Genomic DNA, 21,418 nt, shown 5'->3' with positions numbered 1-21,418 from the left:
AGAAATGTTAGAAATCCAAAATAATTATTTACTCTATTTAACAGAGATTCAGCAAGAGCTAGAGAAATTGCTATTGCCTAAAGAAGTGAAAAAGTCTCTTAATATCGAAATTTTAGGTGAAGCGTTAAATGAAGCAGAATTGCTAATTCCTGTTGTAGGAGCTTTCAGTGCAGGAAAAAGTTCTCTACTGAATTCTTTCTTGAATCAGTCTTGCTTACCTGTAGGTATTACTCCTGAAACTGCATTGGCTACAGAATTACGATACTCAGATGATGAATACATTGAGGCAATAACGCGTGATGGTTCTTCAGATAGATATGCCATCAATGAAATGGAGCAAATTACGGCTAAAGCAAAAGATTATAAGTTCTTGCGAATATATTTGAATAACAGTAACTTGATAGGGATTGAGCCACTTGTATTGGTTGATATGCCTGGATTTAATTCACCATTGGATTTACATAATCAGGCAATCAGTGAATATCTGAATAAAGGGACACATTACATTGTATTGACTAGTGTGGAGGATGGTAATATTACTCGTTCACTTGCACGTCAGCTTACTGGAATAAAAAATTATGGAAGGGGTTTTTCATTTTTTCTAAGCAAGACAAATCTAAGGTCTGAATCAGAAGTCAGGGAGATTTCCGAAAGAATTGAAGAGCAACTAAATGAATATTTTGATATTACACGAAAAGTTGTTGCTATTGATAATAACGGCGGAATTAGTCTCAATGCCATTTTGAAAGAGATTAATCCTGATATTTTATTTCATAATTTGTTTTCTGATGATTTAAAAGAAAGTTACTACAAAATTTCTGAAACTATCAATACGTCTATCACTTCATTGAGAAAAGGAAAAGAAGCCAATGAGGACGAAATTTTAGAATTACAGTCTGGTTTGGAAAAGATTATAAAAAAACGGGATGAAATGCTTGAAGAAGCAACACAAAAGTATTCAAGTGTAAATATAGGGAAAATTGTTAACGCTGTTGGTAATGACTTAAGTAATTCATTAGATGAATTGGTTGTTGCCGCGCTTAGCGGTGGCGATGGAGCATTTTCACAGAAAATATCTGAGATTACAAGACTGTCTCTGATAAACGAAGTAAGAGATGCTATGGATACTATTGGACAGAATATTATTAATGATTTTTCGATCGATCTATCTAATTTTTCTTCGATGAATGTCAGTGAAGAATGGCTACAAAAAACCACTGAAAGTATAAAGATTCTCTTTAACAAAACGCAAAGCGGGTTGGGTAGTATTCTTGCTAAACGTAATGAGAGTGGGAATAATGGCAGTCTCTATAAGGTGGTTAGCACTGTTCTTGCTGTTACTACTACAGTTATAGCCCCAATTCTAGAAGTTCTTATTATTTTCTTACCTGATATGATTTCTAGTATATTTTCAGGAATACAGAAAAGAAAGCAGGAAGAAAAATTACGAAAAATGATTTTAGAACAAATTATTCCTTCGATTAAACGAGAATTAAGAGGAAAATTACCTATAGTTTTTAACGAGCAGATACAGCACTTAATTGATAATATTAGTGGAGAATTTGAAAAAAAATTACAAGATAAGAAAAATGCTATTGCCGCGATAGAGGAAGAAAAAAAGAATCACATTGTTAATGTTGAAAGTGAGATTATTAAATATAATATGGCTCTTGAACGTATTAATAGCTTGGCGAGTCGAGTTGTTTTTAGTAAGGTGAGTATGTAAATGAAAAGTAAAGATATTATAGAGTTTAGAGAAAAAATCACAGATATTGTTTCAAAAAATGACAGCCATATTGGTGAGGAGGCGAAGTATATTGAACACGAGTATAGTATTGATTCGGTAAATAAACTTCAGGAGGCAATTTGTAGCATTGAGAATGAACAGCGACTTTTGCAAATAGGTATTGTTGGGCGCGTAAAAGCTGGTAAATCATCTCTTTTAAACGCATTATTGTTTGATGGTTTGAATATTCTTCCTAAAGCAGCAACTCCGATGACGGCTGCTCTGACACAAATTTCATATGGAGATAATTTATCCGCAGAAGTAGAATTTTTTTCTCAAAAAGACATTGAAGAAATTAAAAAAGGTCATTATGAATACACGGAAAAATTGCAAAAACTTATTGATGAAAAAATAAATTCTGCAAAATTTCATGAAAAAATATCATCTAAAGAAGACTTGCAGAATAAAAGCCGCAAGCAAGCACAGCGAGAGTTAAATAGTAATACAAGTTTGAGTTCGACCTACGATCAATATGAGCGTATGAAATCTTCCGGGGTGGATATTCAATCACTTAAAGATAAAAGTACATTAAATGCAAAGGATGTTCAAAGTCTAAGTCAACAACTGTTGGCGTATGTTGGCTCAGAAGGGCGATATATGCCATTCACAAAGAGCGTACATATCAAATTGCCGCAGGATAATTTGCACGGTATTCAGATTGTTGATACTCCTGGACTTAATGATCCCGTACAATCAAGAGAGGATCGTACAAGAGAGTTGTTAAAATATTGTGATGTTATTTTTATTGTTAGCCCTTCAGGTCAATTCTTGAGTAAAGAAGATGTTGAGTTGATGGATAGAATTACAACAAAAGAGGGCGTTACTAATCTCTTCGTTATCTCTAGTCAGATTGATAATCAATTGATGGGTGATGAAAAAGAAAAAGGTAATGGTGATCTTCATCAAATTTTGAAGAATATTACAAGTAAGTTGGGTGGGCATTTGAGTACCACGTTGACACAACTTAAAAAAAATAACCCAGAAGTAGGCACAACCTTTGATCAGTTGATTGAGCAAGGTCAACGTCATGTAATTCATTCTTCAGGAATTTGTCAAACATTAAGAAATCAATTTGATTCAAAAGAATTATGGGATTCTGGCGCAAGAACGGTATGGTTAAACCTAACACGAGAATACCCTGATTATTTTTCTGATACTGATAAAGTTACATCTATTGCAAGCCTTGATAAGTTAAGTAATCTTAGTGAAATAAAAAATATCGTTGCAACAGTTGGTGCAAAAAAACAACAGATTCTTGAGGCAAGAAAAGAAAATTTTGTTAAGGTTAAATTTGATTCCCTTTTAAAATATCGAGAGCGGCTGCTATCTTTTTGTAAAAAAAGAGTGAGAGACATTAAAAGTAATGATAAAGAGAGGCTTGAGCAAGAAAAGCAAAAATTGACAGCTATAATTAATAATGTATCAGTTGATATTGATAATGAGTATTCTGATGTTGTTAAATCTTTGGGATTTAATCTGAAAAATGAACTAATTAAAGAGTTAGAGAGTTATTTTAGAAAAGCTGCCGCCTCTGTTGATAAAGCATCAGATGTTGAATCTGAGACGTATAAAGTTAAAAAATCTGGTGTCTTTTCTTGGGTTGCTGGATTATGGGGTGGTGGCTATGAAAACCATACAAGAACATACGCAACTATAAGAAGTGGAACTGTCAGAAACTCGCTAGAGCAACTAACAGATGAAATTGAAAGGTCTATCAAAGATAAGTCAGAGAGAGCTATAATTGCTTGGAGAAAAGAAGAACTACAAGCTAAAGTTGTACAAATCTTGAGGTCAGGGATGGGTGATGAAAAACTCTCTTCAGCAGCTATTTCTCAATCCATAAAAAGAGTTATTAATGAAATTAACACACCTGATTTAAAATACAGTGGCTCTATTCCCAATACATTAAGAGCAAGGGGTATATTAATAAGTTCTGATGCTGAGAAGTTCATTGATGATGCCGAGAGCTATCTTTCAAAATTACAGATAAGAGCTAAAGGTGATATTGATAAGTATATGCGTGAGCTAATTAATGGTTTAAGTAAGGTTAAGCTGTCAAATAGACTTCTTGAAAAATATATGGAAGAGATTAGGAGTATAGAAATTCTTGTTAAGAACAAAAATATTGAATTGGATCGGTTCGGGAGGATTGTTCTAGAACTGGAAAGGATTGACTAAATGAAGAATGAAATTATTGAGAAGGTATCACCTCAATTGGAGGAAATGGCAAAGTTTTTGAAATTTGGAAGAAAAAAGCTGAAGAATGATATTCTAAGTTCATTAGGTGATTTTAATGAAATGTATTCATCTCTTTCTGAAGAGAGAAGCAATCTTAAAAAATATGCGGTAAAATTGAAGTTTGTTAAAGGAAATCTTGAGAACGAAAATTTCGAAATTAAAAACTCTTTGCGTATAAAAGAGCAGCAGTTAGAAAAGGTTTCCTCTAAATATAAATCGCTTGAATCAAATTATCTCTCTGTAAGAGATCGCTATAAGAAAGAAAACCATGAATTTAAAAAACGTCTATCGCATAAGGAAAATGAATACGCCTCTCTAAAAAGAAAATATGACATTATTAGGCTTGTATTATCTGCTGAATTTATAGAAAATGAAAGTCTTAATCGTTTTTATGAATTATTTGATGATGGATTTATAAATTTTGCAGATATGGAAGGTGTAGTAGAAGAACTTAAATTGATTGCCAGTTTTCCAGAGATCTATAATAAAAGAATTATTGCTATTGGTGGTGGTTTTAGTAGTGGGAAATCTGCATTTATCAATGCTCTTTCTCAGCGAGGCAATGTGAATTTACCAACAGGAATTGATCCTGTGACAGCTATTCCAACATATATTATTTCTGGTGATGGAGAGTCTATAAAAGGTTATACAAATGGTGGTGGGTTCTTTAGTGTTGATAAAGATCTTTATAAGATTTTGTCTCATGAATTCATAAAGTCTTTTGGATTTAATTTAAAAAACATTATGCCATTTATGGTGGTAGAGACTAAATTCAAAAATATAGAAAATATCTGCTTTATTGATACTCCCGGTTATAACCCATCGATAACAGATGGATTTACAAATGAAGATAAAAATACTGCATCTGAATACTTAGATACTGCTAGCGCATTAATTTGGATGATTGGTCTTGATTCTGTTGGAACAATTCCGGCTTCAGATGTCAAGTTTCTAGAAGAGCTAGATTTGGAAAATAAAAAACTATATGTTATTGCAAATAAAGCCGATTTGAGATCTATGAGCGATTTAGAAAGTATTCTCGATGAGATTGAAGAATCACTGGATGATTATAATATTCAGTTCGATGGTATAAGTGCTTTCAGTGCCAAGGATCAAAAAGAATATGTCTATAGAGGGCTGTCTCTGAATGAGTTTTTGAGTGCTAAAAATGAAAATATTGATTCAAGGTTGAGAATAAAATCTGAAATCAACAAGGTTTTTGATATATATGCTCATAATATAAAAATTGAAATCGAGAGTATCAAAGATTTTGTGTCAAAATTCAAGTCTCTTGAGCTGGACATCTTGCAAGCAGGTTATGATCTTGAGGAAACAGGATTTTTTGATACGCTTGCAGAAATGAAAAATTCTTTTTCCACAACAGCGTTAGAACAACAGCACTATGATATGAAACAGATTCGGGCTACCATGCTTTCCGTAATTGATGATATGTTTGATGGTTTTTTAGTGAAGGGATGATGTTAGAAGTCACTAACACCGTAGGCAGGATTGATAATTTATGTATTATTTTAAGTCATTGATAAGATCGCTTTAGCACAGAAACTGTATTCTTCCTGAACCCAAACGTCGTACAATCGACCACTTAGCTTTGTTAGGCCGTTAGGTGAAAAATGAATATCAAAACAACCGTAGCACTTGCCGTGTTTTCAGCAAGCCTATATAGCACATCTGCGCAAGCCATTGAGCGGGTAAAGGTGGAAGTACCCGTACACGAATACAAGCTGGATAACGGTTTGAAGGTATTGGTGAAACAGGATAAGCGTGCGCCGATTGCTGTGGTGCAATTGTGGTACAAAGTGGGTTCCAGCTATGAACACAACGGCTCGACTGGCCTATCGCACGTGGTCGAGCACATGATGTTCAAGGGGACGCAAAAATACCCTACCGGCGAATTCAACCGCATCATCGCTGAAAATGGCGCGGAAGATAACGCCTTTACTGGGCAAGATTACACCGCTTACTACCAAGTGATTGCGGCAGACCGGCTGGAAGTCGCGTTTGAATTGGAATCGGATCGGGTGCGTAACCTCACTTTGCCACCCGCCGAATTCAAAAAAGAAATCGAAGTGGTGAAAGAAGAGCGGCGCTGGCGTACCGAAGATAAACCCACGGCCTTGACCCGCGAACAATTTGAAGCAGTGGCTTTCCTCAATAGCCCCTACAAAAACCCGGTCATCGGTTGGATGGCGGATTTGGATGCCATGCAAGTAGAAGACCTGCGGGCATGGTATGAACGTTGGTATGCACCTAACAATGCTACGTTGGTGGTAGTGGGTGATGTTGACCCTGACAACGTGCATGAATTAGCCAAAAAGTATTACGGGCCGCTGAAGCCTACCGAGACGATTCCCCCACCGAAACCGCAAACTGAAGTCGCGCAAAAAGGCTTGCGCACCCTTAAAGTCAAAGCTCCGGCAGAATTGCCTTACGTGTTAATGGGTTACAAAGTCCCCGGTATGGTCAATGCCAAGGAGAAATGGGAACCGTATGCCCTGGAGGTGCTGGCGGGTATTTTGGATGGTGGCAACAGTTCGCGCTTATCCAAAGAGCTGATTCGGGGCAAGGAAATTGCCTCCAGTGCTAGTGCTTGGTACAGCGGGTTTGGACGCTTGCCCGATTTATTCAGCTTAAGCGGAATGCCGACCAAAGGCGAAAAGTTGGAAACCGTGAAAGTCGCGTTGTTGGAGCAGGTGGAAAAACTCAAAAACGAGCCGGTGACTGCCGCAGAATTAGCGCGGGTCAAGGCACAAGTGATTGCGGGCGAAATTTACGAACGTGATTCCCAACAGAATCAGGCGAACGTCTTAGGTTCGTTGGAAACGGTGGGATTGGGGTACAAACTGGCGGATGAATACGTGGATAATATTCTGGCGATTACGCCTGAACAGATTCAAGCGGTTGCCAAGAAGTACCTGATTGAAGACACGCTGACGATTGCAGAACTTGATCCGCAGCCCATTGACCCCAACAAGCCGAAAAATGCCCCTAGTTTTGTGAGATAACCCCATGTTGAAAAAAATCGTATTGGCGCAACTGGCGCTATGGTTAGTGGTGTTTGCGTCGTTTGCCCAAGCTGCCCCGAAAATTGAGCATTGGACAACGGCTAACGGTTTGCGGGTCTATTATGTTCCCGCGCCTGAATTGCCGATGCTGGATTTACGTTTGGTATTCGATGCTGGTAGTGCGCGGGATGGCGCTAAACCCGGTCTGGCGATGCTCACTAATAGCATGTTGGATAAAGGTGCTACCGGTTTGAGTGAGGATCAGCTTGCTGAGCAGTTTGAATCCATTGGGGCAATCTTTTCATCAAGTACTTCCAAGGACATGGCAACGTTGGGTTTACGCACCATTACCTTGGAGCAAGAGCAAAAAGCAGCCTTGGATTTGTGGCTGAAGGTGATCGCCAAACCAGATTTTCCGCAGAAAGATTTTGAGCGGGTGCAAAAGCTCACCTTGGTGGGGTTGCAAGCGGAAAAGCAAGACCCCGCGAGTTTAGGTGGTAAGGCGTTTTACCAAGCCTTGTACGGTGATCATCCTTATGGTCAGCCGGAGAATGGTACTGAAGAGACTATTCAAGCGTTTAAGGTGGATGATTTAAAAGCCTTTTATCAGCAGCATTACGTGGCGAAAAATGGGTTGTTAGCCATTGTCGGCGCAGTAGACCGCACTCAGGCAGAGGCGTTAGCGGAACAAGTGGCAGGGGTATTGCCGGTTGGGGAAGCGGCTGCACCATTACCCGAAGTCAAAGCCTTGACGGCAGCCAAAACCGTGAAAATTCCTTACCCGTCAGCGCAAGCCCATATTCTGGTGGGGCAGATCGGCAATAAACGCGGGGATGATGACTATTTCACCTTGTACATGGGCAATCAGGTGCTGGGGGGAAGTGGCTTCACCTCGCGTTTGATGAAGGCGGTGCGTAATGATCGGGGATTGAGTTACAGCGTTTACAGCTACTTTGGGCCGTTGGCACAGCTTGGCGTGTTTGAAATTGGCCTGCAAACCAAGCTAGAACAAGCCGATGAAGCCTTGAAAGTGGTGCAAGACGTGCTGGGTAAATTCCAGCAGGAAGGCCCTTCGGTTGAGGAGTTAGAGGCTTCTAAGAAGGACATTACGGGTGGTTTCCCCCTGCGCACGGCGAACAATAGCCAAATTGTTGACTATGTGGGCGTTATCGGTTTTTACCACTTGCCATTGGATTACTTGGATACCTTTACCAGCAAGGTGAATGCGTTAACCCGTGAGCAGATTACGGAAGCGTTTGCCCGCCGTGTACAGCCTGACAAAATGGTAACGGTCATTGTGGGTGGTGATGAAAAATAACCTGCTGCGTATCATCGGTGGCGAATGGCGTAGCCGTAAACTGCGTTTCGCCGATGTACCCGGTCTGCGCCCCACGCCGGATCGGGTACGTGAAACCTTATTCAACTGGTTGCAAACGCAAGTGCCGGGGGCGCGTTGCCTCGACTTGTTTGCAGGCAGCGGTGCATTGGGGTTGGAAGCCTTATCGCGAGGGGCGAGTGAGGTGGTAATGGTGGAAAAGCATCCGGCTGCGGCTAGGGCGTTGCGTGACAATATCGCCTTACTGGGGGCACAACAGGCGGTCTTGGTGCACGATGATGCTTTTCGCTATTTGCAACGGGAAACTGGGGCGTTTGACTTGATTTTCCTTGACCCACCGTTTCGCAAGAACCTATTGGAGCCTGTTCTCGAAACCTTGTTAGCTAAATCCCTGTTGAGTCCTGATGGGATGATCTATTTGGAGCAGGAGGCGGATGCCGCCACTGACTTTGGTCGTTTTAACCTGCGTATCCACCGTGAAACCCAGGCGGGCCAGGTGAAAAGTTTATTGTTAATTTGATTGCATTCGTTCAGCAAAGATTCAGGTTTTGATCTAATCTCATATAGCGAGTGTGTTTTGTTGACAATTCATGGAGGGTGTTTAGATGCCTAGTGTCGTAGTGCAAGGATTAGCTGTTCTGTTGGCTGTTACGTTGGTCGGTTGTAGTGCTGTTTCAGAGCCTAAAAAACAAATTAGTGTTGCGCAAATTCCGGTGGCTCAGCCATCCGTGAGTTTGTTGGATAAAGTGGTGTGGAATGCGCAAAAACAACAAGGGAAAATGTACCGCTGGGGCGGGACTAGCCCTGTCACCGGGTTTGATTGCAGCGGTTTAACACAATACGCTTTTAAAAATGGCGCACGGGTAGCGATTCCACGCACGGCAGCGCAACAGTATGCCGCAGCAGTCAAAGTGCCTAGAGAGCAAAGCCAAAAGGGTGATTTGGTGTTTTTCAATACCAGTGGCAAGCGTGTCAGCCATGTGGGGATTTATCTGGGGAACGATAAGTTTGTCCATGCACCGCGCACGGGACGAGCCATTGCTACCGACCAACTGAAAGGTTATTGGGCAAAGCGTTTGATCGGGTTTGGACGGATTCCCGGAGCGTGTAAGCCGAGTTATTCGTGATCGAAGCTATCTGCTAGTTAGAGCGGTAATTCCTTGAAGCTGTTGGGTGCTGGCAAGTGAAAAGGTCGTTCACATCCTGTTGTTAGTCTGCTATTAATGCAGTATTCCTTTTACCAGCCGACTTTGATCTTATGCCGAAAGCCTTTATCAGTTATGCCCGCGATGGCAGTCACGGTGAAAACCTTGCCGCCGAGATTCAGCAGCAATTGCAGGCGGCTGGTTTTGCGGTGTTCCGCGATGTGATCGGTTTGAAACCGGGCGATGTGTGGTATCACAAGCTGGAGTTTGAACTCGAAACCAGCGATGTAATGGTGTTGGTGGTTTCTGAAAAGGTGCGCACGTCGAAGTGGGTGCATAACGAAGTGAGTATGGCGGAGGACATCGGCATTCCGGTGATTCCAGTGCTCGCGGAAAAAGTGCGGCATCCGTTGTGGTTGCGGCATTTGCAGGTGCTGGATTTTTGCGGGGCGCGGGATTGGGGGTTGTTGTTGGGGGCGTTGGGGCATCATGTGGGAAGAACCCTCACCCCCCAGCCCCCTCTCCCAGAGGTAGAGGGGGAGCAAGAAGTTCTGTCTCTTAGCCCCTCTACCTCTGGGAGAGGGGTTGGGGTGAGGGAAAATAGAGTTTCAGATCGCTACATTATTCACGACAATGGTACGGTGACGGATACCCTAACTAGTCTGATGTGGAAGCGGTGTAGTGAAGGGCTAAATGGCGCAGATTGCAGCGGTAAGTTTGCCTATTTTACATGGGATGACGCTATGTCGAAGTTTGGTAAGGATGCCAGTTTTGCAGGCTATAGTGACTGGCGGATGCCAAGTATTCATGAATTACGAACTCTTGTAGATAGGAGCCAACACCCGACAATTGACCAACTCGTATTTCCTCAAACGTCAGCTACTTGGCATTGGTCATCAACAGAGTTAGGTACAGCCGGTGTATGGCTTGTTAACTTTGGCGATGGTGGTGACGGTTGGAGTGAGCGTGGTAGTGCTTGTGTTGTGCGATTAGTCCATTCCTGTCAGTGATTTTGCTTTTTGCTTCTACGGTGGGTCAGATGAGTTTGATGGTATACTCGGCGGCAGGAAGGGGGCGTATTGCATACGCCCTCTTCAATTATGGCATTCAGAATGAGCGATAGAACCAACCCATGCTAGTCTTCTCCGACCTAACCCTACGGCGCGGCTCCAAAGCCCTGCTCGAATCCGCTTCTTTCAGCATCCATCCCGGTCAGAACGTCGGGGTCACGGGTGCGAACGGTGTCGGCAAATCCACCCTGTTCGCGCTGATTCGCGGCGAATTGCACCAAGACACTGGCAATTTTTCGATACCGCCCTCGTGGGTGATTGCGCACGTCCAGCAGGAAACGCCCGCCACCGACCAGTCTGCGCTGCATTACGCACTCGAAGGTGATGCTGAATACGTCAGCCTGCGCCAGCAACTCGAACATGCCGACGGCGCACACCTCGGTGAACTGCACGCCCGCCTCGATGCCATCGACGGTTACACGGCGGAAAGCCGCGCTGCCACCTTGCTGCACGGACTCGGTTTCAAACCGGATCAAATTCACAATCCCGTCAGCAGTTTTTCCGGCGGTTGGCGGATGCGCCTCAACCTCGCGCAAGCCCTGATGTGCCGTTCTGACCTGCTCCTGCTTGACGAGCCCACCAACCACCTTGACCTCGATGCGGTCATCTGGGTGCAAGATTGGCTTAAAAATTACCGTGGCACGCTGCTGCTGATTTCGCATGACCGCGAATTCCTCGACGCGATTTGCACCAACATTGCCCACATCGAACACAGCCGCCTGACGCTCTACACCGGCAATTATTCGACCTTTGAAATCACCCGTGCGGAAAAACTCGCGCAACAGCAATCCGCCTACGAAAAGCAAAAGCGCGAACGCGAACACATGCAAAAGTATGTTGACCGTTTTCGCGCCCAAGCCACCAAAGCCCGCCAAGCGCAAAGCCGCCTCAAAGCCTTGGAGCGTATGGAGGTTATTTCTGCCGCACACGTGGATTCGCCGTTTACGTTCAAATTCCGTGACCCTGAAAAGTTGCCCGATCGCCTATTGCATGTACGCGAAGCACGGCTCGGTTACGCCGACAAAACCATCGTCGACAAGGTGGAGTTGCAAATTTTCCCCAGCGACCGCATTGGTCTGATCGGTCCCAACGGTGCGGGTAAATCCACCCTGATCAAATTCCTTGCCGGACAACTGCCTGCACAAGCGGGTGAAAGCTGGCAAGCACCCGACCTGAAAATCGGCTATTTCGCCCAGCACCAGCTCGAACAGCTCAAAGTCGATCAATCCCCGCTACAACATTTGCGCGACATGGATAAACAAGCCCGCGAACAGGATTTGCGCAATTTCCTCGGCGGATTTGCGTTTCAAGGCACACGGGTGGAAGAGGCGATTGCGCCCTTTTCTGGTGGTGAAAAAGTGCGTCTGGCGTTGGCTTTACTGATTTACCGCCGCCCGAACTTGCTGTTGCTGGATGAACCGACTAACCATCTCGATCTCGATATGCGCCTTGCCTTGAGCATGGCATTGCAGGAATTCAAGGGTGCAATGGTCATTGTCTCGCACGACCGCCACATGCTCAAAACCGTCACCGACAAGCTGTTGCTGGTCGATAGTGGCAAAGCGACAGAATTTGACGGCGACCTCGACGATTACGCGGCGTGGCTGCAAAACCGTTTCCGTAAAGAAGAAGATGAATCCTGTCAGGGCGGTTCACGCAATGTTCCTACGCACACTGCGGAAGGGCGCAAAGACCAGCGCCGCGAAGCCGCCGAAAAGCGCAAACAATTACAACCTTTAAAGAAAAAGATCGAGAAGTTGGAGCAGGAAATGAACAAACTCCAGCAACAACAAGCCACGCTGGAAGCACAGCTTGCCGACCCTGACATTTACAGCGATGCCAACCGCCACAAACTCAAGCAACTGGTGCTCGACAAAAGCAACCTCGATGCCAAGCTCGAAGCAGTGGAAATGGAATGGATGGAGCGCAGCGAAGAATACGATACCGCCATCTCTGACGCATAGTTTTGAGATAATCACGCCTTAATCCCCCCTATTTGACGAAATACAGTTCGCTCCCCCAGCGCGGTTAACCACGCTGGGCGAACTGCTTTTCGCCTATCTAATCTGTATTTTTCTCTCAAGATATTGATAAAACTATAAAAACAAGGTTGGCACGCCCGTTGCAATATCACTTGTGTGATTGGAAACGTGTTTCATCAAGGAGAAGTCATCATGTACGCAGCAGAATTTGAAGCTTTTGAATTTGAAGACGAATTCGAGAATGAGTTCGAGGATAACAGTCTCACCCGTCCGTTTACCGAACAGCAGGAAATGGAATTAGCAGCCGAGTTATTGGAAGTTGGTTCTGAGGAAGAGCTGGAAGCGTTCCTTGGTAAATTGGTTAAGAGAGCCGCCAAGGGGATCGGTAACTTTGTGCGCTCACCTGCGGGTAAAGCGGTGGGTGGTTTCCTGAAAGGCTTGGCAAAGAAAGCCTTGCCCGTAGCGGGTGCTGCTTTGGGTAATTTTGTCGTGCCGGGTGTCGGGGGCGCGATTGGCGGCAAACTGGGTTCGTTTGCGAGTTCTTTGTTTGAGCTGGAAATGGAAGGCATGAGTCCAGAAGACATGGAGTTTGAAGTGGCTCGCCGCTTTGTACGTTTGGCTGGTGCGACCACGGCTTCGGCTGCTCAGAATAGCCAACGTGGAGCGCCGGATGTGGTGGTCAATCGTGCGATTCAGAATGCTGCACGTTTGCACGCCCCTGGATTATTGCAAAACCGTCCGCGTCCAGCGGGTAAACGTGCCAATTCTGGGCGTTGGGTCAGAAGTGGCAATCGCATCATTTTGTTGGGTGTTTAAACAATTCAGGCAAGAGGAGACGTGTCATGCACGATATTGATGGAACCCTGTTACGTGGGGTGCAAAGCGAATGGGAAACCGACAATGAATCAGAATGGGAAGCCGACAACGAGTGGGAAACTCAAGATGAATTCGAGTTTGAAACCGATGGTGAGTTTGAGGCGGGAATGGATGCGGAAGAAGCCTTAGCCAATGAATTATTGGAGCTGGATAGTGAGGCTGAAATGGAGCAGTTTCTCGGTAGCTTAATCCGCCAAGCTGCGAAACGTGCTGTGCCATTAGCCAAACAGGCGGGGCGTTTTTTATTCAATACCGCCAAGCCGCATTTGAAGCAAGCCTGGACGGGTATTGGTACTGACTTGGTGAATAAAGGGGCAGATGCGGCACGGGGTTGGGTTGACCAAAGTGCTAACCGTTTGTTTGGCGAATTACCCAGTGGCAGTAAAAACCGCGCATCCCTGAATGTGGCGCGTCGGGTTGTGCAAGCGGCACAAACTACGGGTAAGCAAATGGCGCGGTTGCCACCGAGTGCACCACCATCCGCCGTGAAAGCGGTGGTTACTAAGGCTTGTCAGCGTTATTTCCCTCCCATCACGGGTGGTATGGCAGGCAGACGCGGTACGTGGGTCAGAAAGGGTAACAAAGTCATTTTGTTCGGCTTTTAGGAGGTGTGTCATGTCGGCTGCCCTGAATGCGTATCTGGATCAGGAGGCAAGTGCCTTGCTGAGCCGCTTGGAGTCGGTGTTGCCGTTTTCCAAAACCATGCCGATGGTGGCGGCGTCATCACCGGGTCATACCATTTTGCACGCGATTGAGGTGCATCTGCGTCAGCAACGCGATCTGCAACGGCAGCGCATTACAGGCTTTCGTCAGTGGTTACGCAGTGGGGCAGGCAAAGCGGCTAAACCGACAGTGGCACAGCGCCAGTTTACGGTAGTGAAGTTGCGTTTTAATGCGGTGTTGGATCAGTTGGACATTTTTGCGGATGTGCTGACCCAACGCGGTGAATATGAGCATGGGGTGTGGATGTCAGCGCTGGATTATGCCGCCCAAGATGCCTTACGCAAGCCGGGCGGATATTACGAGCTGTTGCCGATGATTTGTTATTTGGAACGTGGGCATGGGGCAGCGATTCGGCGGGCGCGTACTCGGCTGCCGGGTGGTGTGACTAACCCGGTCAGTATTGTGCGTGTTCCGCGTGAACGCATGGTGGGTGGCGGGATTGCGTCGTCGTTGTTTCATGAAGTGGGGCATCAAGGGGCGGCGCAATTGGATTTGGTCAACAATTTTGGCGAGGTGTTGCAGGCACAGCGTCAAGCAGGGCAGGCATGGGATTTTTGGATACGCTGGCGTTCGGAAATTCTGGCGGACTTTTGGGCGTTAGCGCAGCTTGGCGTGACCGCCACCACGGGGTTGATGCTGGTGGTGATGCTGCCGCGAGCGTTTGTGTTCCGTATCAATATGGATGCGCCGCATCCATTCCCTTGGATGCGGGTGCAGATCAGTTGCCATTTGGGGGAAAGGTTGTTTCCTGATCCGCAGTGGCAACGGATTCGGGAGCGTTGGGAGGCGATGTATCCCCTCAGTAGCGTGAATCCGGCTGAGCGCCAGATTGTTGAGGGATTAATGGAAAGTTTGCCTGATTTTGCCCAAACCTTATTGGCGTTCCGACCGCAGGCGATGGGGGATAAGCCATTGGTGGATTTATTTCCTTTAGCAGCGCGGCAACCGGCACGCTTGCGACGGCGTTTCCGGCAATGGCAACAGAATCCACCGGCGATGTACAGCCGTCCCCCCGGTGAAGTGTTTGCCGTATTTGGGCAAGCGCGTGAGGATGGCGCATTGGGTGCGGCGAATGAAGCAGAACTGTTAAAGCGCTTGTTCAACCATTGGGCGTTGGAGAATTCTGGCATTGGCAAAGCCGATGCTGTTAGCAAATCGTAACGCATACCTTAGTATGCAGGAGAGTGAGTGATGGCTTCCAAAACTAAGCAGGAATATATACCTGAGAAGGTATTTAATTTTGAAATTAGGGATAAAAGAGCAAACTGTCAGGATATTGAAAAGATCACTATTTTTAATCCAAAGACTAATCAACATGTCGAAGCGATTGTTAATGAATCTTCGAGTCCTTGTTCAATTAGTCTTGATGTTAGCTCAAAGCTGGGTGAAGTTGATAGAGATTCTATAGTGCTTATTTTGCTGCTTGACGATAATCAGCGAATTGTTGAAATGTTAAGGCATGAGGCATTTGATGAGAAATCGCCGGTTAAGTTTAATATTTCAATTATTCAAGAGGATGAAATTGAAAAGCTGGCAGATGGTATTGTTATTGATGCCTCAAGGTTTATTAAAAAGAGTCGGGAGGATGATGCACTGCCGGTTAGTTTGCAACCGGCTAGTAAACGCCCTAGTTATGAAAGTGTGTTATGGGAGGTTATTAAAGAGAGAACGGTAGCGATTTCATTTGACGCGTATGGTAAATATTTAAATGATGTGTTTTGTTTGGAAACGACTGGTAGTCCTCAGCAGGAGCAGTATTATTCCGATAGAGTTCCCTTTCAAGGCGCTAATGCTTACGATGCTTTAAATGTGGCAACTGATTGTTTTCTTAAGGAAGAATGTGGGGTTGTTAATAATGATAATATGCTCGAGCAATGGTTGACCTTTGTTGATAAAGGTGATGCTAGTACTAACTTGCTTGAGGAATGGCGCAAGAATGCACAAAAGTTAAAAGATAATTATTTGTTAGGCATTAAGCGTGATGTCTCACAACCGCTACCGTTGCCTTATATGCAATTGATTCGAGAAAAACTGGCTGAATTACCCTTAAAAAGTGGTATGGCGTTGGGCTTTGCCATCAATGCGAGAGATGTAGGGGACGAGTCTTGTTATGGTATTTCTACGGCACGGGCTGCTTGTCCGACAATGATTGAATTGATTTGGTCGTATTGGATGGAAGAGAGTTTGTTGGTACAGACGATGAATGCCATTACACGGCGTTTCCAGAATGTGCGTGCCGGTGTACGTGACCCATTAGCAAGAATGGATATTGATCCGTTACGCCCGATGAGCAGTTTATTGTGGGGCTATATTCAAGATGAACCCGCACGTCTTTCCTTGGTGCGCCGTGCGTATGAATATGACCATCATTATGGTTTCTCCTTGGCGGGTAAAGCTGTACCCAAAATCAAAACCGCTGATAGCCGTTCGCATTTTTTGGGGGCGTTCCATCAATTGTTGAATTTGGCACACCGGTTTTTCCATGCCTACGATGATACAACGATTAAGGCGGATGCGTTTCCGTTGCTAAATGCCTTACGTGAGGTGCATCTGATTTTGGCAGAAGGGGCGCATAACCAATACGGTGATTTGCCTTGGGTGGCGCGTAAGGAAATGCTGATGATGCAGTGGATGTTAGCTCGCCCTGAAATGCGTGAGTTTATTGGTGGGCGCATCATGGTTCCCCAAAAAGAGCGCTGGATGGATCGGGTCGATGGCATGAAACGTTTGCAAGGTTGGTCGGGTACGGCAACCACCCATTTTGTGGATTTGGCGCAAACCGGTGAGCGTTTGTTATTGTCGATTCGCTTTGCGTCTTGGAGTCAGATTGATAAGAGCGAAGTGGCGTTGTCTTGGGCGGTTTTCTGGCGTGATGACATCCAGCGTTATGCCCATGCTTACCGGGCGGTGACAGGGGTTGATCTGACGGATCCGGTGACACAGGCAGCATTGGACGCAAAACCACCGTCTTATTGGTTGTTGCAACGTGAGGCTTCCTAAGTGTTGCATTTTAATCGTGCGCATTATTTGGATCTGAACCCTTACCCGCAGCAAGTGACTACTCAACCCGTTGCTACCGGAATGCCCGCTGTCTTGTACGAATCCGTGCAAGAGCGGGCATTAGCCGCGCAATTGGCGGCGATGCAGGGGCAAGCCGCTGCGGTGTTGGGGGTATCAACCTTGCATTTGTTTTGGGACTGGTTTGAGTGGGTACGGCAAACGCCCGTGCAGGTTTTTATGGCGCAGGATACCTACCCGTTTATCCAACTGTTAGCAAAACGTGCTTTTAATGCGCAACGGTTGCAGACATTTCGGAATATGGCGGAATTGGCGCAACAATTGGCGCGGGTTGCCGCTGTCAGTGCGGTAATGGTGGTGGCAGACAGTTGGTCATTACGCCGTAATCAGCCGTTTGCGGTGAATATTTGTTTGCAACTATTGGCGGGGCGGCGTGGTTGGTTGGTGTTGGATGATACGCAAACCTTGGGGCTATTGGGGCAGAATCCCTCACCGTCATTGCCCTTTGGAAGTGATGGTGGCGGTATTTTGCCGTGGGTCGGGGCAGCCAGTGAACAGGTGGTGCTGATTGCCTCGCTGGCTAAAGCGTTGGGTACGCCGCTTGCGGTGTTATCAGGGAGTGAGGCAGTGGTGCAGGGGTTTCGTGAACGCTCACATACCCGCACCTATTGTAGCCCGCCTTCACCTTGGTTGGTGGAACATGCTTTATACGCTCTCCAGCAACATGCACAAGCAGGCGAATGGCGGCGGCGCTTGTTAGTGGGAAATATCCGTTATTTTCAGGCACAACTGCGCGGTTTGGGTATACGCTTGGAAGGTGGGGTGTTTCCGGTGCAAAAGTTGGTGTTTCCTCACGGTTGGCAGTGCGTGGCGGTATACCGTTATTTGCGCCAACGGCAGGTAGAAACCGTGGTCACACGCACGGATTGCGGGGCTTGTGCGTTAACCGTGATTTTGCGGGCAGGGCATCGACGTGACGCGATTCAGCGCTTGGTGCAGTTATTACGGCAGGCATTGGTGTATCTAAGGTGTCCACTTAGCGCGGAATTGCTGTAAGGAACGCACGGTAATCCCTAAGCGTTCCGCCGCTTTTGCCATATTGCCGTGTTCTTCTTGCAGTGTGAGGGTGCGGGCGATGTCTGCCACGTATTCTTTGAGGGTCTTTAAATCCATGCCGTGATGCAGAGCCGTGAGGACAGGTTGGTGAAAACTTTCCTCGTAATCAGCGAAATAGGCAGTGCCAATTTTGTGCAAGTAATCACGCGGAATATCATTAGTGGATAATGCACCGTAACCGTTATAACGCCCGCACATGGCTCTTACCAGTTGACGCAATTCACGCACATTTCCCGGAAAATCATGCGCTTGTAGTGCATGGATAACGGTGGGATCGACTGTGGGTGCTTGCTCGGACAATTCTTCCTGCAAGAATTTGTCGAGTAGCAGCGGAATATCATCCTTGCGCATTCGCAGTGGGGGGAGGCGGATAATGTAGCTGGCAATGCGGTGGAAAAAATCCTGGCGGAATGTGCCTTGTTGCTGAGCGCTTTCCAAATCGCGATTGGTGGCGCTGACTAAACGGAAGTCGAGGTTATGCCAGCGGTCGCCGCCGACTTTTTTATAAGCTTTTTCTTGAATCACGCGCAGTAACGAGGCTTGCAGAAAGGCGGGCAGTTCGCCCACTTCATCCAGAAATAATGTGCCGCCTGCGGCTTGTTCAAACATGCCTTCACGGGTGCGAATCGCATTGGTGAACGCGCCTTTTTCATGCCCGAAAAATTCACTGCCTGCCAATTCGGGAACGACGGTAGTGCAATCCAATACCACGAGATCTTGCTTGTGTTCACGTTGGTCAACGGTATGTAACAGACGGGCAATCAATTCCTTGCCTGTACCTGGTTCGCCGAGTAACAGCACATTGGCGTTGGAATAGCGCCCAATTTCAACCGTATTGCGTAACACTTTTAACCATGTGGGGCTTTGCCCGATGATCTGCTCACGGATAGCACGCGCACTTAGAATACGGTCGATTTGCGCCCAGCGTTGCAATTGCCCTAATACGGCTTGCAGGAGGCTATGTGTATCTTGCCAGCAAAATAAGCGCGACACGCCCGCAGCAATCAGGTGGAGTTGTTGTTCCAGTGAAAGCATGGGCTGGCAACAGATCAGAATCAGGCGGTGGCTGGCTTGTTCGGCGTAGTGGGGGAGTTTTTCCAGTAACGTATCATCACAGTGGTTGGCGATCAGTATGCCCGGTTGGTCGCTTGGGTGGAGTTCAGGTATGTGGTGATGTTGTGTTGCCCGGCACAGCGCACTGACCCATGCCGCACACGCTGGCGTGACAGCTTCTTTTTCGATAGATACCCAGCCCAGCATCATGGTTGCCCTCGCATTCTTGCCCACTCATTGGCTTGATATATTTTTCTTCTGCTTAATATATAGCTGATTGAGAGTATGGCTGCTTGGGGAAAGTGCCATTTGAATTTGCTATGCCACCATCGCTTATTTGATCATTAGACCGCAGCCCACAGTTTGACTTGCTGTTCTGTTAACCCCAGTTGTTCACAGAGTGATTGTAATTTTACCAAGTCTTTGGGCTTGCGCTGTAAAACTGTCGGTATGTCGGGTACATCACAATAAATGCCGGTTAATTGCCGTGCCAGTCGCACGGTGGCTTGATGTTCCTCCACCAGTGCTTGTAAACGTTTTGCACCACGGGTTTTCATTAACCCGATTTCGGGAATGCGGGATAGTAAGATTTCCACACTGCTGAATTTCTGCAACAGTTTGGCGGCGGTGGACATGCCCACGCCTGGAATGCCGGGGATATTATCCGCCTCATCGCCCGCCAGCGCCAATTGATCGGGGATTTGCGCAGGCCAAACCCCAAATTCTTTTTTCACCCCGCCGGGTGGTAGTGGCGTGCGTTTGCCATAATCCCACCAGATGTCACGTTCAGCAACCAATTGCGCCAAGTCTTTGTCTCCGCTGATAATCATGCAGGCTTGCCCGTTATCGCGCTGCTGTTTTGCCCATGTGCCAATCACGTCATCCGCTTCAAAATGCGGGCTGGCAGCTTGCACAATACCGAGCGTATCCAAAAAATCACGGCACAGTTGAAACTGTTTCTTTAAGCTATCCGGGGCGGGGGTGCGATTAGCTTTGTAGTCGGGGTAAATGGCTTTGCGGGTGGAGGTTTGCAGGCTAATGTCGAAAGCAAACGCAATTTGCTGCGGTTGTTCGGTTTGCAACAGGTTATACACAAAGCGAAGGAACCCCAATACCGCATTGATGGGATTACCCTCACGATCCAGCGTGATTGGTTGGCGTATAAACCAAGGACGGAATACATAAATGCTGGCATCAACGAGCCAGACAGGATGTTGGGGCATGGTATTTTTCAGGTGATGGCTAAGTTTCTGGACTATAAACAGAGAAGCATAAAAATGCACGGTTAGGCTTTTTATGACAGAATATTTTGGAGTAGTCATCAACTAGAGGAGTGAACATGCTGAATCTGCGTGCAAAGGGATGGGGAGTCTTGGCAATTGCCACACTGTTCACCGTAGTCGGTTGCGATGATAGGCAGTCGGATACTTCAGTGGCACAATCATCGGTCAAGCCGGTTGAGATGTTATCCGTTGATGGTATTGGGCCGATCAATGGTAGCACTGCTTTCAATCTGCATGACATCACCATGGTCTTCCAAGGCTTCAATGTGGCACAGCGGACAAATTACACCGAAGGAGAGGAGTACCCTGTCATTATGGTTAGCAAAGAGTTGAAACCGCTGTTGACCATTAACCCAGATGCTAAACAAGCAAAAGTGTTTTCCGTGATGGTGCATGACAACTTAATCGGTAACGGTTTAGGTCATGCCATTGGGTCAACATTTGCCGATATTTACACGTATGGTGCAACAGAAGAATGTGCCGCAGGCTCAGAGGAGTTATCGGGGAAAGTGCTGTGTTACGCACCAAAAACCGGCAATATCCTGTATCTATTTGGCGGGACATGGAACGGCCCGGATGGTTCTGTGCCACCGAAAGACGTATTGGCGAACTGGCAGATGGAGGCCATCATCTGGAAACCACCGGCGAAGTGAAGGCTTGTAGGGGCGTATTGAATACGCCCTATACGCATCAACTTTAAGCCCTCCATTCCCTAACTTGCTGTAATCTCATCCAATTATTAGGTTTTTTCCTCCGTTTGTTTTGTCGG

At 46.3% G+C, this 21,418-nt stretch carries 17 protein-coding genes; 15 read left to right on the top strand and 2 right to left on the bottom strand.

The genetic code is table 11. The features are described from left to right. The first annotated feature begins 4 nt into the window (after positions 1 to 4). The 14 genes from BLV87_RS08015 to BLV87_RS07950 all read left to right on the top strand — a co-directional run bounded on the left by BLV87_RS08015 (position 5) and on the right by BLV87_RS07950 (position 18,253). On the top strand, positions 5 to 1,726 hold the full coding sequence (locus tag BLV87_RS08015; protein ID WP_093067212.1) for a dynamin family protein: 1,722 nt from the start codon (positions 5 to 7) through the stop codon (positions 1,724 to 1,726). Continuing rightward, on the top strand, positions 1,727 to 3,964 hold the full coding sequence (locus BLV87_RS08010) for a dynamin family protein (RefSeq protein ID WP_093067210.1): 2,238 nt from the start codon (positions 1,727 to 1,729) through the stop codon (positions 3,962 to 3,964). Beyond that, a complete protein-coding gene (locus BLV87_RS08005; RefSeq protein WP_093067208.1) occupies positions 3,965 to 5,503 on the top strand; it encodes a dynamin family protein in 1,539 nt (512 codons plus the stop codon). Positions 5,504 to 5,655: 152 nt separating this feature from the next. Further along, positions 5,656 to 7,047, top strand: a complete 1,392-nt coding sequence (locus BLV87_RS08000) for a M16 family metallopeptidase (protein WP_093067206.1) — start codon at positions 5,656 to 5,658, stop codon at positions 7,045 to 7,047. 4 nt (positions 7,048 to 7,051) lie between these two features. Then, positions 7,052 to 8,365, top strand: a complete 1,314-nt coding sequence (locus BLV87_RS07995) for a M16 family metallopeptidase (protein ID WP_093067204.1) — start codon at positions 7,052 to 7,054, stop codon at positions 8,363 to 8,365. Then, positions 8,355 to 8,903, top strand: coding sequence for a 16S rRNA (guanine(966)-N(2))-methyltransferase RsmD (rsmD, locus tag BLV87_RS07990; protein ID WP_175517881.1), 549 nt, complete (start codon positions 8,355 to 8,357; stop codon positions 8,901 to 8,903). Before BLV87_RS07995 ends, rsmD begins: the two co-directional genes overlap by 11 nt. 85 nt (positions 8,904 to 8,988) lie before the next feature. Next, the gene (locus BLV87_RS07985) at positions 8,989 to 9,510 is read left to right on the top strand and encodes a C40 family peptidase (protein WP_093067202.1); all 522 of its coding nucleotides are present in this window, start codon (positions 8,989 to 8,991) and stop codon (positions 9,508 to 9,510) included. A gap of 131 nt (positions 9,511 to 9,641) precedes the next feature. Further along, positions 9,642 to 10,538, top strand: a complete 897-nt coding sequence (locus tag BLV87_RS07980; protein WP_093067200.1) for an Lcl domain-containing protein — start codon at positions 9,642 to 9,644, stop codon at positions 10,536 to 10,538. A gap of 122 nt (positions 10,539 to 10,660) precedes the next feature. Then, positions 10,661 to 12,562: an ATP-binding cassette domain-containing protein gene (locus tag BLV87_RS07975; protein WP_093067198.1), complete on the top strand. Its 1,902-nt coding sequence runs from the start codon at positions 10,661 to 10,663 to the stop codon at positions 12,560 to 12,562. 210 nt (positions 12,563 to 12,772) lie between these two features. Continuing rightward, positions 12,773 to 13,396, top strand: coding sequence for a hypothetical protein (locus BLV87_RS07970; protein WP_093067196.1), 624 nt, complete (start codon positions 12,773 to 12,775; stop codon positions 13,394 to 13,396). 26 nt (positions 13,397 to 13,422) lie between these two features. Next, positions 13,423 to 14,061 (top strand): hypothetical protein, encoded by a 639-nt coding sequence (locus BLV87_RS07965; RefSeq protein WP_093067194.1) that lies wholly within the window; start codon positions 13,423 to 13,425, stop codon positions 14,059 to 14,061. 10 nt (positions 14,062 to 14,071) lie between these two features. After that, positions 14,072 to 15,340 carry a hypothetical protein gene (locus BLV87_RS07960; protein ID WP_093067192.1) on the top strand — a complete coding sequence of 423 codons (1,269 nt, stop codon included), beginning with the start codon at positions 14,072 to 14,074 and terminating at the stop codon, positions 15,338 to 15,340. 27 nt (positions 15,341 to 15,367) lie between these two features. Further along, complete coding sequence (locus tag BLV87_RS07955; protein ID WP_139282141.1) at positions 15,368 to 17,179, top strand: hypothetical protein; 1,812 nt, start codon at positions 15,368 to 15,370, stop codon at positions 17,177 to 17,179. Then, complete coding sequence (locus tag BLV87_RS07950) at positions 17,180 to 18,253, top strand: aminotransferase class I/II-fold pyridoxal phosphate-dependent enzyme (protein WP_093067188.1); 1,074 nt, start codon at positions 17,180 to 17,182, stop codon at positions 18,251 to 18,253. Here the strand turns inward: BLV87_RS07950 and BLV87_RS07945 are convergent. Together BLV87_RS07945 and BLV87_RS07940 are read right to left on the bottom strand one after the other, a co-directional pair. Next, a complete protein-coding gene (locus BLV87_RS07945) occupies positions 18,221 to 19,576 on the bottom strand; it encodes a sigma 54-interacting transcriptional regulator (RefSeq protein WP_093067186.1) in 1,356 nt (451 codons plus the stop codon). The two genes, BLV87_RS07950 and BLV87_RS07945, sit on opposite strands and share 33 nt — an antisense overlap. A gap of 134 nt (positions 19,577 to 19,710) precedes the next feature. Beyond that, on the bottom strand, positions 19,711 to 20,589 hold the full coding sequence (locus tag BLV87_RS07940) for a 5'-3' exonuclease (protein ID WP_093067184.1): 879 nt from the start codon (positions 20,587 to 20,589) through the stop codon (positions 19,711 to 19,713). Between the two features lie 116 nt (positions 20,590 to 20,705). Between BLV87_RS07940 and BLV87_RS07935 the strand changes: the two genes are divergently transcribed. Continuing rightward, positions 20,706 to 21,302: a DUF1131 family protein gene (locus BLV87_RS07935; protein WP_093067182.1), complete on the top strand. Its 597-nt coding sequence runs from the start codon at positions 20,706 to 20,708 to the stop codon at positions 21,300 to 21,302. The last annotated feature ends 116 nt before the right edge of the window (positions 21,303 to 21,418 follow it).

The organism is Thiothrix caldifontis (assembly GCF_900107695.1).
Taxonomy (GTDB): Bacteria; Pseudomonadota; Gammaproteobacteria; order Thiotrichales; family Thiotrichaceae; genus Thiothrix; species Thiothrix caldifontis.
This window is presented reverse-complemented; position numbering and strand designations above follow the sequence as displayed.